The following is a 16,657-nucleotide window of genomic DNA, read 5'->3' as shown; positions in this document are numbered from 1 at the left end:
CCACGGCCAGCATGCTCGCCGACATCACGCTCAAGATTCAGGAGACACGCCCTAGGTGCTCGCCACCGTCTCCGGCTTCGTCTCCTCGGGGACACGTGTCGCGTGGTAGTCCGAGGTGCTGGTGTGGTCGCGGCCCTCGTCGACGCCGGCCGCGCGCAGCAGCAGCGTGGCGACCACGGCGACGAGGAGGTTGAGGATCAGCGCCAGGAACCCGACGTAGATCTGTACCCGCGAACCGTCCCACGGCGCCCAGCCGAAGAACGACAGCTTGTCCAGGGCGAGCGCCGAGCCGCCGAAGTGCTGCTTGCCGTTGGCCGGGTTGGGGATCTGGTAGAGCAGGTACATCCCCCAGGCCATGCCCGCGGCCCAGCCCGCGACCAGCGCCCCGCGGTGGAACCAGCGCGTGTAGAGCCCGATGGCCACCGCCGGCAGCGTCATCAGAATGATCACACCGCCGATGAGCTGGAGGTCGATGGCGAACTGCGGGTCGACGGCGACGATGAACAGCACGGCGCCGACCTTGACCACCAGCGAGGCGAGCTTGGCCTGCCGTGCCTCGTCGCGCGGGGTGGCGTCGCGGCGGAGGTACTCCTTGTAGATGTTGCGCGTCCACAGGTTCGCCGCGGCGATCGACATGATCGCGGCCGGCACGAGCGCGCCGATCCCGATGGCGGCGAAGGCGACGCCGGCGAACCACGCCGGGAACTGCGTGTCGAAGAGGACCGGCACGATCGTGTTGGTGTCGGCGCGCCCGGTGGAGCCGTTGACCAGCGGCTTCACCCCCGCCGCGATGGCGACGTACCCGAGCAGGGCCAGGAGCGCCAGCAGGAGCGAGTACGCCGGCAGCGCGGCCATGTTGCGCCGGATCGTGCCGCGGCTCTGGCTGGAGAGCACGCCGGTGACCGAGTGCGGGTAGAGGAACAGCGCCAGCGCGCTGCCCAGGGCGAGCGTGGCGTACTGGAGCTGGTTGTTCGCGGTCAGCAGCGTCGAGCCCGCCGGCTGGCCGGTGGTCGGCGACGGCTGCGACAGCTTGGCCTGGCTGGCGTCGAAGATCGGGGCCCAGCCGCCGAGCTTCAGGGGCAGGTAGATGATCGCGACGAGGATGACGATGTAGATCAGCAGGTCCTTGACGACCGCGATCAGCGCCGGCGCCCGCAACCCCGACTGGTAGGTGTAGGCGGCGAGCACGACGAACGCGATGAACAGCGGGGCGTGACCCCAGAAGCCGGTGCCGTTGAGACCGATGGTGCGCAGGACGGCCTCGAGCCCGGCGAGCTGCAGGGCGATGTAGGGCATCGTCGCGACGATGCCGGTGATCGCAATGAGGAGCGCCAGGGTCGGGGAACCGAAGCGGCCGCGGACGAAGTCCGCCGGGGTGACGTACCCGTGCACCCGCGACACCGACCACAGCCGCAGCAGGGGCAGCATGACCAGCGGGAACGCGATGATCGTGTAGGGCACCGCGAAGAAGCCGAGCGCGCCGGAGGAGAAGAGCAGCGCCGGGACCGCGACGAAGGTGTAGGCGGTGTAGAGGTCGCCGCCCAGCAGGAACCAGGTGACCCACGAGCCGAACTTGCGGCCGCCGAGGCCCCACTCGTCGAGGTGCTCGATGTCGGCGGCCCGACGCCAGCGGCTGGCCATGAAGCCCATGACCGCGACGGCGACGAACAGCAGCGTGAAGACGATCAGCTCGACGGTCTGCACGCCGCTCATCGCTCACCCTCCTCGTCGACGTGGCGGGTGATGCGGTGGACCACGATCGTGCAGAGGACCCCGACGGGGATGATCGCGAGCTGGAACCAGTAGAAGAACGGCAGCCCGCCCAGCGTCGGGGTCTCCTGGTTGAACAGGAACGGCAGGATCGTGATCAGCGGGATGAGGAGCAGCAGGTTCCACCAGCGGAACCTGACGTCGGTCCAGCCCCGGGGCGGCGACGTCTCCTCCGTCGGGCTCGAGGACTCCCCGGGTGGTGGGGCGGACGTCGTCATCGCGGGACCTCCTCGTCGGCGGATGCTCACGCAGAGCGCGGTGATGGTAGGCCGAGAGTGAGGTCGAGGTGAAGCGGTTGTGCTGCGCTCTGTACGCAATCGTGCGCCGAGCGTTCACGCGATCGGGTGGCGCGCGCCGGGAGCGACCGAGCGTCGGTACCGGCTGCGCCTGATGCGCACACCCCGGACGAACGAACGGCGCTGTCGCTGCGTCGGTCGCAGCGACGGCGCCGTTCGTTCTCCCGGCGGCGGGGCTAGCTGTCGTCGAGACGCTGCTTGAGGGCGTCGAGCTCGTCGCGCATCGAGGTCGGCAGCTTGTCGCCGATCTTGGCGAACCACTCCTCGATGAGCGGCAGCTCCTCGCGCCACTCGTCGGCGTCGAAGCGCAGCGACGCCTCGATGTCCTCGATCGGCTCGCTGAGCCCCTCGACGTCGATCTGGTCGGCGGCGGGGACGTGCCCGATCGGCGTCTCGGTGGCGGAGGCCTTGCCCTCCATCCGCTCGATGATCCACTTGAGCACGCGGCTGTTCTCGCCGAACCCGGGCCACAGGAAGCGGTTGTCCTCGCCCCGGCGGAACCAGTTCACGTAGAAGATCGACGGCAGCTTGGTGGCGTCGGCGTTCTTGCCCACGTCCACCCAGTGCTGGAAGTAGTCGCCGACGTTGTAGCCCAGGAAGGGCAGCATCGCCATCGGGTCGCGGCGGACCTGGCCCTTGCCGCCCTTGGCCGCGGCCGTCATCTCGCTCGACATGGTGGCGCCCATGAACGTGCCGTGCTGCCAGTCGAACGACTCGGTGACCAGCGGGATCGTCGTCTTGCGACGGCCCCCGAACAGGATCGCCGAGATCGGCACGCCCTGCGGGTCGTCCCACTCGGGCGCGACGACGGGGCACTGCGAGATCGGCACGGTGTAGCGCGAGTTCGGGTGGGCGGCCGGCTTGGCCGAGCCCGGCGTCCAGTCGTCCTCGGTCCAGGAGGTGAGGTGCTGGGGGTCGCCCTCGAGGCCCTCCCACCAGACGTCGCCGTCGTCGGTGAGCGCGACGTTGGTGAACAGGGCGTTGCCCTGCTCGATGGTGCGCATCGCGTTCGGGTTGGTCTTCCAGTTCGTCCCCGGCGCGACGCCGAAGAAGCCGAACTCGGGGTTGACCGCGTAGAGCCGTCCGTCGGCGCCGAAGCGCATCCAGGCGATGTCGTCACCGACGGTCTCGGCGCGCCAGCCCGGGATGGTCGGCTGGAGCATCGCGAGGTTCGTCTTGCCGCAGGCCGACGGGAAGGCGGCCGCGATGTAGTACGCCTTCTCCTCCGGGCTGATCAGCTTGAGGATGAGCATGTGCTCGGCGAGCCAGCCCTCGTCGCGCGCCATCGCCGAGGCGATGCGCAGCGAGTAGCACTTCTTGCCCAGCAGCGCGTTGCCGCCGTACCCGGACCCGAAGCTCCAGATCTCGCGGGTGTCGGGGAAGTGGCTGATGTACTTGGTGTCGTTGCACGGCCACTTGACGTCCTGCTGGCCGGGCTCGAGCGGCGCGCCGACCGAGTGCAGCGCCGGGACCCACTCGGTGTCGCCCTCGTCGAGGCGGCGCTGCACCTCGGGGCCCATGCGGGTCATGATGTGCATCGAGGTGACGACGTAGGCGCTGTCGGAGATCTCGACGCCCAGCTTGGGGTGCTCGGCGTTGACCGGGCCCATGCAGAACGGGATCACGTACATCGTCCGACCGGCCATGCACCCGCGGTACAGGTCGGTCATGACGGCCTTCATCTCGGCCGGGTCCATCCAGTTGTTGGTGACCCCCGCGTCGGCCTCGTCGACCGAGCAGATGAAGGTGCGCTCCTCGACGCGAGCGACGTCGTCCGGATCCGAGGCGGCGTGGAACGAGTTCGGCTTCTTCTCCGGGTCGAGCCGCGTGAACGTGCCGGCGTCGACGAGCTCCTGGGTCAGCCGGTCCCACTCGTCCTGGGACCCGTCGCACCACACCACCCGGTCCGGCGTGGTGAGCTCGGCGACCTCGGCCACCCAAGCGATCACCTCGCGGCGTCGGATCGGCGGGTTCTCGAGTCCTCGGATGGTCGGAACAGCAGTCATGCGTCTCCTCGGTCGCTGGCTCGCTCGCCGCAACGCCGCGGACCGCGAAGCGGCCCCGGTCGCCTCGGGAACGGAGTCATCGCCGGGCACGACGCCGTGCCCGGTCGAATACTCCGACGGTGGGACTCGACGTTAACGAGACTTCCCGAGAAGGACACCGCCGGGCGCTGTCGGGGGCCTCACTTCCACGATCAAGCTGAACGATTCAGGACCGATGGGGTAAACGCAGTGTGTCGAGAGCGGCCGGCAGCACGTCGCCCAGTGCCCCCGTCAACCGGATGCTCGCCACGGCGTCGGCACGGCTCGGACCGCTGGTCACGACCGCGACCGGCAGGCCCCGGCGTGTGGCGGCGTGCACGAACCGGAGGCCGGACATCACCGTGAGCGACGATCCGAGGACCACGAGTGAGCGAGCCCGCTCGACCAGCGCGAAGCAGTGGTCGACGCGCGGGCGGGGGACCGACTCGCCGAAGAAGACCACGTCCGGCTTCAACGGTCCGTCACCGCACGCCGGGCAGGTGATCATCGTGAAGCGGTCGAGCTCGTCGTCGGCCAGCTCGGCGTCGCCGTCGGGGTTGATCGTGACGGCGCGGGCGTCGAGGTCGGGGTTGAGGGCGGTCAGGCGCTGCTGGACCGACGTCCGTGTGGGCATCGCCCGGCACCCCAGGCACACGACGCGGTCGAGCGCGCCGTGCAGCTCGACGACGTCGCGCGCGCCCGCCGCCTGGTGCAGCCCGTCGACGTTCTGCGTGATCACGCCGCCGACCAGGCCGGCGCGCTGCAGCGCGGTGACGGCCCGGTGCCCGTCGTTCGGGCGGGCGGCGGCCATCTGCGGCCAGCCGACGTGGCTGCGCGCCCAGTACCGGTGGCGCGCGACGGGGTCGCCCACGAACGCCTCGTAGGTCATCGGGGCGTGGCGGCGCGCCGCGCTCGTCGGGCCGCGGTAGTCGGGGATGCCGGAGTCGGTGGAGATCCCGGCGCCGGTGAGCACCAGCGCGCCGCCCTCGCCGAGCAGCGTGGCGAGCGCGGGCACGTCGCCGCGCACCGGGACGTCGGCCTCCCACGCCTCCTGCGGCGCGGTGCTCATGGTCGAGCTCCGCGTCGCTGCGTCTCCGGCGGAGCGCATCCTGACCACGCTCTCCATCATGCGCCTGTCCCCCCGTGAGCGAACGTCGGCGTCACAGCCCCTGAGTTCGCTCACGGGGCTCAGCGGCCGGGGGACACCGAGGTCATGTGGTAGTCGGGGACGCGCAGCGGGGGCATGGCGGCGCGGGTGAACCAGTCCTTCCACTCGCGCGGCAGCGTCCGCTCCGTGGTGCCGGCCTCGGTGGCGCGGCGCAGCAGGTCGAGCGGCGACTCGTTGAACCGGAAGTTGTTGACCTCGCCGACGATCTCCCCGCGCTCGACGAGGTAGACGCCGTCGCGGGTCAGGCCCGTGAGCAGCAGCGTCGTCGGGTCGACCTCGCGGATGTACCAGAGGCAGGTCAGCAGCAGCCCGCGCTCGGTCGAGGCCACCATCTCCTCGAGCGTCGCCTCCTCGCCGCCGGTGAGCACCAGGTTGTCGGTGGGCGCGGCGAACGGGACGTCGTACTCGGCCGCCGCGGCCCGCGGGTAGGCCAGCGTCGCGATCTCGCCGTCGCGCACCCACTCGACCCGCCCCGTGGTGGCTCCGTTGTCGAACACCGAGACCTCGTCGCCGGAGTAGGTCGTCGCCAGCACCGGGGTGTAGGCGAGGTCGGGGAAGCCCGGCGCGGCCGGGTCGCCGGCGAGGGTCAGCGGCAGCGCGCCGAGGCGCTCGCCGACCCGCGTGCCGCCGGCCCGCGAGAAGGCCGAGCGGCCCTCCTGCGCGGGCCGCCCGCCCATCGACCAGGCCAGGTAGATCATCAGGTCGGACACCGCCGAGGGCGGCAGGATCGTCTCGTAGCGCCCCGCGGGCAGCTCGAGCCGGCGCCGGCCCCACGGCAGCCGGTCGCGCAGGCGCCCGACCAGCGCGGTGACGTCGATGTCCGCGACGTCGGTCGCGCCCTCGCCGCCCCACACCGACGTGCCGGTCGCGGGGTCCTTGAGGTTGAGCTCGACCGCCCCGCCCGGCTCGACCCAGCGCCGCCGCACCCCGGCCGAGGTGCCGAGCCAGGTGGTGGTGACGCGGTGGTCGGCGAACCCGAACGACGTCTCGTCGGCACGGAACGACGCCCCGAGCTCCTCGGCGAGCCGGCCGAACACGGCCATCGAGGTCGCGCCGGCGGGGTCGTCCCAGTCCCCCGGGGCGCCGTCCGTGGCCGCCGGCAGCGGGGCGGCGTCACGGGCGGGCCCGGCCCGGCGGGCCGCCTCCACCGCGCCGTCCACCGCCTCGCCGATCACGGCGTCGCCCTCGGGGCCGGCCGCGAGCGCGGTGGGCGCGGGCACCGTCGCGACCCCGGCGCCCGTCCCGCCCTCCAGCGGCACGAGCATGATCACCGACAGGCGGCGCTCCACGGTCTGCCCGTTGGTCGTGAGCGTGGAGTTCGCCCAGCGCACGACGGCCTCGGACACCTCGCGGACCAACGCCACGACGCCCGCGTCGGGCGCCCGGCGCGCCGCGATCGCCAGGGTGCGCTCGACCAGCGCGGATCCCGGCGCGCTCACGACCCGCTCCCCGTGTTCAGGACGTTGACCCGGCGCAGCAGCGCCGACGGGCACCCGTGACTGACCGGTGCGACCTGCCCGGGCTGGGCCTTGCCGCAGTTGAACGCGCCGCCGAGGCGCCACGTCGAGCGTCCGCCGACCGCCTCCAGCGAGCCCCAGAAGTCGGTCGTCGTGGCCTGGTAGGCGACGTCGCGGACCTGGCCGACCAGCTTGCCGCCGCGGATGCGGTGGAACCGCTGGCCGGTGAACTGGAAGTTGTAGCGCTGCATGTCGATCGACCAGGAGCGATCGCCCACGATGTAGATGCCGTCCTCCACCCCGTCGATCAGCGCCGCGGTGGACCGGTCGGTGTCCGGGTCGGCGCGCAGCGACACGTTCGCCATGCGCTGCAGCGGCACGTGCTCCGCGGAGTCGGCGTACGCGCAGCCGTTGGAGCGCGCCAGCCCGAGGCGCGGCGCGAACGAGCGGTCGACCTGGTAGCCGACGAGCACGCCGTCGCGCACGAGGTCGAAGTCCTGGGCCGCGACGCCGTCGTCGTCCCAGCCGACACTCGCGAGCCCGTGCGGCACGGTGCGGTCGCCGGTGACGGTGAGGACGTCACTGCCGTAGCGCAGCGTGCCGAGCTGGTCCGGCGTGGCGAAGCTCGTGCCGGCGTAGGCGGCCTCGTAGCCGATGGCCCGGTCGTACTCGGTGGCGTGCCCGATCGACTCGTGGATGACGAGCCACAGGTTGGTCGGGTCGATGACGAGGTCGGTCGGGCCGGCGACGACGCTCGGCGCCGCCACCTTCTCGGCCAGCAGGTCGGGCAGCTCGGCGAGCTCGGCGTCCCAGTCCCACCCGGTGCCGGTGAGGTACTCCCAGCCGCGCCCGGCCGGCGGCGCGAGGGTCCGCAGCGTCTCGAAGCCGCCGCCCGCCCGGTCGACGGTGGTGATCGTGACGTCGGGGTCGACGCGGACCCGCTGCTGGGTCGTCGTGGTGCCCGCGCTGTCGGCGTAGAACGTCTGCTCCTTGACCTGCACGCAGCTCGCGGCGACGTGGTCGACGCCGGGCGCGGCGAGCAGGCCCGTCGACCGCTCGGTCAGCAGGCCGATCTTGTCGGCGACGTCCACGGCCCACGGGTCGACGTCGTACGGCGAGACCCAGGTGACGCCGGCGTGCACCGGCTCGTCGGCGAGCGTGACCCGTTCCGTGACCAGCGCGGCGAGGGTGCCCGACACCTCGAGGGCCCGGCGCGCGGTGGCGGCGGCGGTCTCGGGCGTGAGGTCGACGTGCGCGGCGAAGCCCCACACGCCGTCGCGCAGCACCCGCACCGCGAGGCCGACGGTCTCCTGGTCGGCGGCGACCACGACCCGCCCGTCGCGCAGCTCGAGGTGCTGGCTGCGCAGGCGGTGCACGCGCAGGTCGGCGTGCTGGGCGCCGCCGCGGCGGGCGGCGTCGAGGGCGGCGTCGGCGAGCGCGGCACGGGGCAGGGCGAGGAAGTCCGCGTCCACCGCGTGCGTCACGGGGCTGACCACGAGCGCCGAACCTACCCGGGCGCACCCCGGCCGGGGCGCAATCAGCCGCCGCGGACCCACCGTCCGGTCGCCGGATCGATGGTCGGCGCCGGCGGGACGGGGCCCTCGTCCCAGGGCACGTCCTCCGTGACGACGCCGCCGCCGTCGTGCACGCGCGTGATCACGTCGATCCGCGCGTCGCCGTCGAGGTCGGTGCCCAGCACCAGCGCGTCGGGCCCGGGCACCACCGCGGTGTCGGGGCGGCCGTCGGCGTCGCTGTCGACGGTGGCCGGGCCGAGCACGTGGGTGCCGGTGACGAGCAGGTCGGCCGGCACGGGATCGATGTGGACCTCGGGGTGCAGCTCGGGCACGTCGACCATGCCCCGCAGGCTAGGTCGCGGGCGCCGCCGACGGGTGCGGTTCGGGCACATCCACCCGGTCCCGCAGCTCGGCGAGCCGGCGCAGCAGCGTCTCCGCGCGGTCGCGGCCCTCGCGCGCCTCGGCGGCGGTGCGCGCCGCGACCCGGTCGGCCTCGGCGCGGTCGGCGCCCGCGTGGCGCACGGCGGCCAGCGCGTCGTCCAGGTCGCGCGCCCGGTCCTCGAGCGCGGCGTCGAGGGCGAGGGTCACCTCCCGCTCGGTGGCGATCAGGGCGTCGGCGAGCACCCGCTCGAGGTCGCCGCGCACCTCGGCGAGCGCCTCGACCGACCACTGGCGCAGGTGCGCCCGGTCGGCGGCCAGGCGACGGGCGCGCGCCACCCAGCCCGCCGCGCCCAGCCCGAGGCCCACCGACACGGGCACCAGGACCACCCCGAGCGCGGCCGGAGCGATCGGCACCGCGAGCAGCGGCAGCAGCGCGAGGCGCGAGAGCCCGAGCCCGCCCGACGCGCCGGCCACGACGAGCAGGCGGTCCTCGGCCGGGCGCGGGCGCGGGGCGGGCACGAGCGCGGGCTCGCCGAGGTCGGCGACGCGCAGCGCGGGCAGCTCGCCCGCGGGCACGAGGTCGGCGAGGGTCGCCGCCACCAGGTCGCGCAGCCGCGCCCCGAGCCCCGCGACGACCTCGGCGGCGAGCGTCTCGACCTCGCCCGCGAGCTCGCGGGGCACCGCCGCGAGCCCCGCGCGGTCGGCGTCGTCGATCCGGGCGCGCACCGCGACGCCCAGCGCGCGCACCCGGGCGGCGAGGTCGTCGGTGGCCGCGACCCGGGCGGCCGCGAGGTCGGAGCGCCAGCGCGTGTGGTGGTCGCGGCGCAGCGCGGCGCGGGCGGCGAGGAGCTCGTCGCGCCGTCGGGCGAGGTCCCCGCCGGCCGGGGCCCGCAGGGCCGTCCGGGTCGCCTCGGCGCGCGCCGCGACCCCGTCCAGCGCGCCGGCGAGCAGGCGCAGCGCGTTGGCCTCGGCGAGCATCCGGCGCCGGCGCGCGACCAGCCGGTGCAGCTCGCGCTGCAGGGCGGCGAGGCCGGAGCGCCGGCGCAGGGCCTCGGCGCCCGCCGGCGGCACGTCGCCCGCCCGGCGCGCCAGAGCGGCCGAGACCGGGAACCAGGGCGCGTCCGCGAGCCGCGGCACCCGCGCGGCGACCAGCGCCCGGTCGGCCTCGAGGACCGTGCGCCACCCCCGGTGGGCCTCGGTGCGCGCGAGCGCGAAGACCACGGTGTCGACGCGCGCGGCGGCGCGGGCCAGCGCGTCGAGCTCGTCGACGCCGAGCGGCGCGGCGGCGTCGGCGAGCACCAGCGCCGCGGTCGCCCCGTCGACCGGCCACGTGCCGGGATCGGCGGGGCGGGCGGGCACGACGAGGTCGAGCTCCTCGAGCAGGGGCACCGGGCCCGTCGACGCCGGGGTCGCGCGCACCGCTCCGTCGGCGCCCGGCTCGGGCGGCGTGGCGAGCCCGAGCAGCGCGGCCAACAGCTCCCCGCGCCCGCGTCCCGGCGCGCCGACCAGGGCGACGGTCGGCCGGACCGGGGCCGGCGGCGCGGCGGCCCGGGCGGCGGCGTCGGGATCGAGCCGGGCGAGCAGGGTGGCCAGGGCCTCGCGGGTCCGGGCCACCTCGGCGGGGATGTCGGTCACACCGTCAGCTCCCGCCACAGCCGCACGTAGGTGCGGTGCACGACGTGCGCGAGGTCGGCGATGCGCCGCGGCGCGCCCCACGCCCCGTAGGCGCGCCACCAGGCCGCACGCCGGGACGCGTGGCCCGCGAGCTCCACCGGATGGGCGCCGGGGTGTGCCAGGCGGAGGTCGGGCTGGCCCGGCGCGGCGAGGCGGTCGACCTCCTCCAACAGCTCGGCCGGCAGCCCGAGCACGCCGGCCCGCAGCCGGGCGCGCGCGGCGAGCAGGGCCCGGTCGGCGAAGGCCTCCCGGCGGGCGAGCGAGCCCGCGGCGTCGCCGATGCGCGTGCCCTCGCCGGCAGCCGCCTCCTCGGCCGCCTCGGCCCGCGCCCGCGCGGCACCGAGGGCGGCGAGGTCACGCAGGCCGGCCGCGGCGGCGTGCAGGTCGGCGCGGGCGCGCACCTCGTCGTGCAGCCGCCCGACCAGCGACGCGAGGCCGGACGCGGCGAGCAGGGCGTCGCACAGCTCCCCGACCCCGGCCGAGGCGTCGGCGCGCAGCAGGGCGAGCCCGAGCGCGAGGCCTCGCAGGTCGAGCAGCTCGAGCAGCCGCACCCGCGCCTCGACGCCCACGGGCAGCTCGGCGGTGGTGAAGAGCTCCGCGTCGAGCAGGGCCACCTCGAGCACCGCGGGGTCGGCGCCGGCGAGCAGGCGCAGCGCGCCGACGTCCTCGGTGCGCAGCGCGCCCGTCACCGCGGTCTCGGCGAGCAGACCGATCACCGGCGTCACCGGGCCCACCCGGTCGCCCAGGCGCCGTCCGAGCTCGACGGCCAGCTCGCCCCCGTCGTCGGGACCGACGGTGTCGGCGCGGCCCAGCACGGCCACCACGCCGGCCGGGCCGTGGGTGGCCGGGCCGGGCAGGACCTCGAGGTCGCCCGGGTGGGCCGTGGCGGGCAGCACGACGAGCGCGGCGTCCGCGTGCGCCCCGCCCGTGGGACCCGCCGGGCGGCGTGCCGAGCCGGTGCCCGGGGTGTCGATCACCGTGAGCTCGTCGAGCGCCGCGCTGGTCAGGGTGACGACCAGGTGGTCGACGTCCTCGGGGTGCACACCCAGCCGGTCGCCCACCGCGGCCGGCACCCGCCCCCCGGCGGCCAGGGGCAGCGGGCGGCGGGTGCCGTCGACGAGCACGACGTCGAGCCGGTCGACCGGGCCGCGGACGTAGCAGGCGGTCAGGCCCGTGCACTCGCCCGCGCCGGTGGGTGCGACGCGGCGCCCGATCAGGGCGTTCACCAGCGTGGACTTGCCCGACGACACCGGCCCCGCGACGACGAGCGACGGCGTGGCGAGCATCCGGTCGGCGATCGCCTCGACCTCGTCGGCGGTGGGCAGGGACACCCGCGGGGCCAGCGCACGGCATGTCGCGACGATGGCGCTGCGCAGAGGGCCCACAGTGGTCGGAGAGTAGGCGTCCGGCACGTCACGCAGGGGCGGGTTCCGCAGGTCTGCGAGGGTTTCGGTTGATCGCCCGTCAGGGGAGACTGCTCACGAACCGTCACGCGGGAGGGGAAGCACCCAGTGCTCGACACCGGCACGTACCTCTTCATCGTCGCCGTCGGCGGCGTCATCACGCTGGTGGTGGGTCAGATCCTCATGCGCTCGGGCATCGGCTTCCTGCGCGACGTGTTCGACTCCGAGGAGACCGCGGTCTCCGCCAACCGACTGCTCGGCGTGCTGTTCCACCTCGTCGCGCTCGGCTTCCTCGCCCTGATCTCGACCTACCGCCCGTTCGACGTGCAGGGCACCGTCCAGATCGTCATCACCCAGCTCGGCGGCGTGATGCTGCTCCTCGGTGTGCTCCACGGCCTGACGCTGCTGCTGCTGGCGCGCATCCGCAGCCGTCGCCGCAGCGAGACGATCGAGTCGGAGATGACCGCGCAGTACGAGCAGCAGCGACGTGCCCGGCAGAACCCGCGCCAGCAGGTGATCGAGGGCGGTCCCCCGTCCGGCGGAGCGTCGCACTGACCCGTCGTCCTGCCGAGGCCGTCCGAGCTCGTTCGATCGCCCGACCGGGCGATCCTTCGCTGCGTGGCTAACCCGCTCCGAGATCGCAGCGATGTGCGGGTGTGACCCTCGTCCCCTTGACCCGCCGCCCGCCGCGTGTGGCGGCCGAGCCGCTGACGATGCCGATGCCGCGGCTCACCGACGTCGTGCACGCCGTGACCGCGACGTTCGGCTCGACCGGGTGGACGCTGCGGTTCGGCCCCTCCGGCCAGCAGGTCGTGGTCGACCGGCTCTCCGAGGCGCACGCCGCCGCCCGCCGGCTCGTGGGCGCCGCCCTCGGCCTCCCCGCGGCCGCCGTCCGTATCCGGATCACTCCCGACCGCGCCACGCTCGCGCCGCTGCGCCGCTCCTGAGCCCGGCACCGGCCCCCGCCCGGATCCCGTGTGAAGATCGGGGGGTGGCAGGGCCCGAGCACGACACGCTGTCGACGTCCGCAGGGGACGTCCGGCGTCGCTCGATCCTGAGCTTCACCGACCGCGGCGGGCGGATGACCGCCGGCCAGCAGCGCGCCTGGGACCGGCTGTGGCCCCGCTACGGCGCCCTCGCCCCCGGCTTCGACCGCGACGGTGCGGGGCCGCCGCCACCCACCCGCGACGGGCTGCTGGACGCGCCGGCCTGGTTCGGCCGGGAGGCCCCGCTGCGCGTCGAGATCGGCTCCGGGATGGGCGAGACGACCGCGGAGCTCGCCGCCGCCGAGCCCGACGCCGACCACGTCGCCGTCGAGGTCTACCCGCCCGGTCTCGGCCAGCTCCTCCTGCGCATCGAGGAGCGCGGCCTCGGGAACCTCCGGCTGCTGCGGGGCGACGCGGTCGTCGTGCTCGAGGAGCTGATCGCCCCCGACTCGCTCGCCGGCCTGCGCGTCTACTACCCCGACCCGTGGCCCAAGCGCCGCCACCACAAGCGCCGCCTGGTGCAGCCCGCCACGGTGTCCCTGATGGCCTCGCGGCTGGCGCCCGGCGCGACGCTGCACCTCGCCACCGACGTCGCCGACTACGCCGAGTGGATGCTCGCGGTGACCGACGCCGAGCCGCTGCTGGAGAACCCGCACGGCGGTTTCGCGCCCCGCCCGCCGTGGCGCCCGCGCACCAAGTTCGAGTCCCGCGCCGAGCAGGAGGGACGCCCCAGCCGCGATCTCCTCCTCGTGCGGACCGCGTCCGGGGGGAGCGCCCCCTGAGCACGCGTCGCATCCGGAGGCGGGCGGTTAGAGTCGGCCCCGTGTCCCCCTCGCCCGCCGACCTGGCCACCCCGCCCACCGCGCTGACCGGGGGCGAGGTCGAGGAGACGGGCCCGGCGCAGGCCGAGGAGCCGACCGCGGAGGCCCCCCCGAGCCGCACGCTGCTGGTCTGGGACGCCCCGAACATCGACATGAGCCTCGGCTCGCTGCTCGGCACGCGCCCGACGTCGGCGTTCCGCCCGCGGTTCGACGCGGTCGGGCGCTGGCTGCTCTCCGAGGCCGGCCCGGACGGGCTCGCCGAGGCCACGGTGTTCACCAACGTCGTGCCCGGCTCCACCGAGATCGTGCGGCCCTGGGTCGAGGCGCTGCGCAACGTCGGGTTCGCGGTGTTCGCCAAGCCCAAGATCGCCGACGACTCCGACGTCGACGAGGACATGCTCGCCCACATCGAGGCGCGCCGCGTCGAGGGCGGGCTCACCCACGTCGTCGTGGCCTCCGGCGACGGGCGCGCGTTCCGCGAGCCGCTCGAGGACCTCGTCGCGGCGGGCGTGACGGTCACCGTCATCGGCTTCCGCGAGTACGCGGCGTTCGCCGTCGCGTCCGACATCGTCGACTTCCTCGACCTCGAGGACATCGAGGGCGTGTTCCGCGAGCCGCTGCCGCGCGTCAGCCTCGACACCCTGCCCGACACCGGCGCCTGGCTGCCGCCGCTGCGCTCCCTGCGCTCGCTGCTGGAGCGCTAGTCGGGGGTGGCGCGGAGGCGGAAGAACGCGTTCGCGGCCGGCCGGAACACCAGCACCAGCGCGACGAGGACGGCCGCCAGGTACGTGACCCGCAGGCCGACGACACCGAGCTCCGCCACCCCCGCCCCGGCCAGGGAGGTCGCGGGGGAACCGCCGGCCGCCAGCCAGGTGATCGGCTCGGCGACCGCCGCGAGCGTCCCCACGACACCCATCAGCAGGGCGAGCAACCACCGCACGACGGTGCGGCCCTCGCGCAGGGCGAGCACGAGGACGACGAGCCCCGCGGCGATCACGGCGCGCTTGACCAGCGCGCCCGGCCCGGGAGGGTCCGGCAGCGCGAGGCGGACCAGGGTCTCGGCGACCCCGGCGCCGACGGCGACCAGCCAGACGACGACCGCGGCGCGCACGGGACGAGGGACGGGAGGCGAGACGGTGGGGGTCGACATGCCGGTCACGGTCCGCCGCGCCGCGCGGATCGGACAGCGGGCAGACGCCCGCTCCGGGGTGGGCTGTCCCTACGTGCCGCGCGCCGGGACCCGGTGGGCGCGCTGATGTGAGACTGGCGCCCGTGCGCCGCCGTCTGCATGCCCCGATCGTCCTGCCCTGCGACGAGTCGATGACCGTCCTGCGCGACGCCGTGGTCGACATCGACGACACCGGCCGGATCGCGCACGTCGGGCCGGCGTCCGGTGCGCCGGCGACCGACGCGCCGACCACGCGCGTCACCGGGCTGCTCATGCCCGGGCTCGTCAACACCCACGCGCACACCCCGCTCACCGTGCTGCGCGGCAAGGGCGGCGACCTGCCGCTGATGCGCTGGCTCACCGAGGTCGTGTGGCCCGCCGAGGCGAAGCTGGGCCCCGCCGACGTGCGCGACGGGATGCTCGCGGGCACCGCGGAGATGCTGCGCGGCGGCGTCACCACGTCGACGGAGATGTACTTCCAGAACGAGAACGTGGTCGAGGCCGTGCTCGCGATCGGCTCGCGGGTGGTGCTGACCCCGGGGATCATCACCGCGCCCGGGATGGAGCGCTTCGGCACCTGGCAGCAGATGCGCGACGCGATCAGCCGGTGGATCGACGCCGACGGGCTGCGGTTCGGGCCGGGCGAGCGGATCGAGCTGGGTTACGGCCCGCACTCGGCGTACACGCTGCCCACCGAGGCGATCGTGACCACGGCCGCGCTGGCGAAGGAGCGTGGCGCGCTCATGCACCTCCACGTGGCCGAGGCGGTCGGCGAGGACGACGCGGTGCGCGCGGAGTTCGGCTCGGTACCCGCGATGCTGGAGGCGACGGGCTCGCTGGGCGGGCGGGTGCTCGCCGCGCACGCCATCCAGCTCTCCGACGACGACGTCGCGATCCTCGCCCGCCACGACGTCGCCGTGGCCCACTGCCCGGGGTCGAACGCCAAGCTCGCCGCCGGCATCGCCCGGCTCGCCGACCTGCGGGCGGCGGGCATCCGCACGGGCCTGGGCACCGACTCGCCGGCCTCGAACGACGACCTCGACCTGTGGGAGGAGCAGCGCCTCGCCTCGCTGTTCGCCCGCCAGCGCGGCGCCGACGCGACGGCACTGACCGCGGCGGGCGCGCTCGCCATGGCCACCCGCGAGGGCGCCCGCGCGCTGGGCCGCGACGACCTCGGCGTCCTCGCGCCGGGCGCCTGGGCCGACGTGGCGCACGTGCGCGTCGACGACGCCGCCTTCGTCGACCCCGACGACGACGACCAGCTGATCTCGAACCTCGTCTGGGCCAGCGGCTCGCGGGGCGTGCGCGACGTGTGGGTGGCCGGCGAGCCGGTGCTCGCCGACGGCGCGCCGACCCGCGTCGACCCCGCCGAGGTGCTCGCCGGCGCCCGCCGCGTGGCCGCCAAGGTCCGGATGTGAGCGGAATTCCCGGCTATGGCCGGGAATTCCGCTCACGGGACGATCGCCGCGGCCGGGTCTCGTGCGTGTCGCCCCGCAGCGGCCCCTCGACCAGTCGGGTCAGGCCGTCCACCACGGCCGCGCGGTCCGGGCCGAGCACGCCGAGGACCTCGTCGTAGAGCCCCTGGATCACGGTCGCCGCTCGTCCGACCAGCGCCTCGCCCTCGGCGGTGGTCTCGACGATCCGGGCGCGCCGGTCGGTCGGCGACGGCACGCGGCGCGCGAGGCCCGCCCGCTCGAGCCCGTCGAGCGTGGTGACCATCGTGGTCTTGTCGAGCAGGGCGTCCTCGGCGATCCGGCCCTGCGTGCGGTCGCCGGCGGAGGCCTTGTCGAGCACGCAGTACTGCCGCGCGGTGAGGCCGAGGTCGGCGAGCGCCGTGGTCATCCGGGCCGCGAGCGATTCGCTCGCCTTGTCCACCAGGAAGCTCAGGTCGGGGGTCACGCGCGCCATGTCGGGAGCCTACGGAACCTTCCACAACGGGACGATCTGCGCGACGGGTCAGACGGTGCGCGGGGTCCGGGCGCGTGGCTAGGGTCC

Annotated in this window: 16 protein-coding genes; 5 read left to right on the top strand and 11 right to left on the bottom strand. The window is 74.9% G+C overall.

The window, feature by feature from the left end:
* Window positions 1-51: 51 nt before the first annotated feature.
* The 9 genes from mctP to PHK61_RS20210 all read right to left on the bottom strand — a co-directional run bounded on the left by mctP (window position 52) and on the right by PHK61_RS20210 (window position 11,615).
* On the bottom strand, window positions 52-1,713 hold the full coding sequence (gene mctP / locus PHK61_RS20250; protein ID WP_274282821.1) for a monocarboxylate uptake permease MctP: 1,662 nt from the start codon (window positions 1,711-1,713) through the stop codon (window positions 52-54).
* Complete coding sequence (locus PHK61_RS20245; RefSeq protein WP_274282820.1) at window positions 1,710-1,988, bottom strand: DUF3311 domain-containing protein; 279 nt, start codon at window positions 1,986-1,988, stop codon at window positions 1,710-1,712. Before PHK61_RS20245 ends, mctP begins: the two co-directional genes overlap by 4 nt.
* A gap of 254 nt (window positions 1,989-2,242) precedes the next feature.
* A complete protein-coding gene (locus PHK61_RS20240) occupies window positions 2,243-4,072 on the bottom strand; it encodes a phosphoenolpyruvate carboxykinase (GTP) (protein ID WP_274282819.1) in 1,830 nt (609 codons plus the stop codon).
* 205 nt (window positions 4,073-4,277) lie between these two features.
* The gene (locus PHK61_RS20235) at window positions 4,278-5,159 is read right to left on the bottom strand and encodes an NAD-dependent protein deacetylase (protein WP_274282818.1); all 882 of its coding nucleotides are present in this window, start codon (window positions 5,157-5,159) and stop codon (window positions 4,278-4,280) included.
* A 119-nt stretch (window positions 5,160-5,278) separates the two neighbouring features.
* Window positions 5,279-6,697, bottom strand: coding sequence for a metallopeptidase TldD-related protein (locus tag PHK61_RS20230; RefSeq protein ID WP_274282817.1), 1,419 nt, complete (start codon window positions 6,695-6,697; stop codon window positions 5,279-5,281).
* Window positions 6,694-8,199 (bottom strand): TldD/PmbA family protein, encoded by a 1,506-nt coding sequence (locus tag PHK61_RS20225; protein WP_274282816.1) that lies wholly within the window; start codon window positions 8,197-8,199, stop codon window positions 6,694-6,696. Before PHK61_RS20225 ends, PHK61_RS20230 begins: the two co-directional genes overlap by 4 nt.
* Before the next feature lie 53 nt (window positions 8,200-8,252).
* The gene (locus PHK61_RS20220) at window positions 8,253-8,570 is read right to left on the bottom strand and encodes a DUF6802 family protein (protein WP_274282815.1); all 318 of its coding nucleotides are present in this window, start codon (window positions 8,568-8,570) and stop codon (window positions 8,253-8,255) included.
* A 10-nt stretch (window positions 8,571-8,580) separates the two neighbouring features.
* Window positions 8,581-10,245 carry a hypothetical protein gene (locus tag PHK61_RS20215; protein WP_274282814.1) on the bottom strand — a complete coding sequence of 555 codons (1,665 nt, stop codon included), beginning with the start codon at window positions 10,243-10,245 and terminating at the stop codon, window positions 8,581-8,583.
* Window positions 10,242-11,615 (bottom strand): dynamin family protein, encoded by a 1,374-nt coding sequence (locus PHK61_RS20210; protein WP_274282813.1) that lies wholly within the window; start codon window positions 11,613-11,615, stop codon window positions 10,242-10,244. Before PHK61_RS20210 ends, PHK61_RS20215 begins: the two co-directional genes overlap by 4 nt.
* 180 nt (window positions 11,616-11,795) lie before the next feature.
* On the opposite strand from PHK61_RS20210, the gene PHK61_RS20205 reads away from it, so the two are divergent.
* The 4 genes from PHK61_RS20205 to PHK61_RS20190 all read left to right on the top strand — a co-directional run bounded on the left by PHK61_RS20205 (window position 11,796) and on the right by PHK61_RS20190 (window position 14,198).
* The gene (locus PHK61_RS20205; protein WP_274282812.1) at window positions 11,796-12,242 is read left to right on the top strand and encodes a hypothetical protein; all 447 of its coding nucleotides are present in this window, start codon (window positions 11,796-11,798) and stop codon (window positions 12,240-12,242) included.
* A gap of 101 nt (window positions 12,243-12,343) precedes the next feature.
* On the top strand, window positions 12,344-12,634 hold the full coding sequence (locus PHK61_RS20200; RefSeq protein ID WP_274282811.1) for a hypothetical protein: 291 nt from the start codon (window positions 12,344-12,346) through the stop codon (window positions 12,632-12,634).
* Window positions 12,635-12,768: 134 nt separating this feature from the next.
* Window positions 12,769-13,455 carry a tRNA (guanosine(46)-N7)-methyltransferase TrmB gene (trmB, locus tag PHK61_RS20195; protein WP_274282827.1) on the top strand — a complete coding sequence of 229 codons (687 nt, stop codon included), beginning with the start codon at window positions 12,769-12,771 and terminating at the stop codon, window positions 13,453-13,455.
* A gap of 41 nt (window positions 13,456-13,496) precedes the next feature.
* The gene (locus PHK61_RS20190) at window positions 13,497-14,198 is read left to right on the top strand and encodes an NYN domain-containing protein (RefSeq protein ID WP_274282810.1); all 702 of its coding nucleotides are present in this window, start codon (window positions 13,497-13,499) and stop codon (window positions 14,196-14,198) included.
* Here PHK61_RS20190 and PHK61_RS20185 read toward each other — a convergent pair.
* Entirely contained in the window at window positions 14,195-14,644 is a 450-nt protein-coding gene (locus PHK61_RS20185) for a hypothetical protein (RefSeq protein WP_274282809.1), read from the bottom strand. The genes PHK61_RS20190 and PHK61_RS20185 overlap by 4 nt on opposite strands.
* 122 nt (window positions 14,645-14,766) lie before the next feature.
* Here PHK61_RS20185 and PHK61_RS20180 point away from each other — a divergent pair, with 122 nt between their 5' ends.
* Window positions 14,767-16,080 carry an amidohydrolase family protein gene (locus PHK61_RS20180; protein ID WP_274282808.1) on the top strand — a complete coding sequence of 438 codons (1,314 nt, stop codon included), beginning with the start codon at window positions 14,767-14,769 and terminating at the stop codon, window positions 16,078-16,080.
* 13 nt (window positions 16,081-16,093) lie between these two features.
* On the opposite strand, the gene PHK61_RS20175 is transcribed toward PHK61_RS20180, so the two are convergent.
* A complete protein-coding gene (locus PHK61_RS20175; protein WP_274282807.1) occupies window positions 16,094-16,570 on the bottom strand; it encodes a MarR family winged helix-turn-helix transcriptional regulator in 477 nt (158 codons plus the stop codon).
* Between the last annotated feature and the right edge of the window lie 87 nt (window positions 16,571-16,657).

The organism is Actinomycetospora lutea (genome assembly GCF_028737205.1).
Classification (GTDB): domain Bacteria; phylum Actinomycetota; class Actinomycetes; order Mycobacteriales; family Pseudonocardiaceae; genus Actinomycetospora; species Actinomycetospora lutea.
Note: the sequence above shows the minus strand (reverse complement) of the source record. Positions and strands in the feature narration are given on the sequence as shown.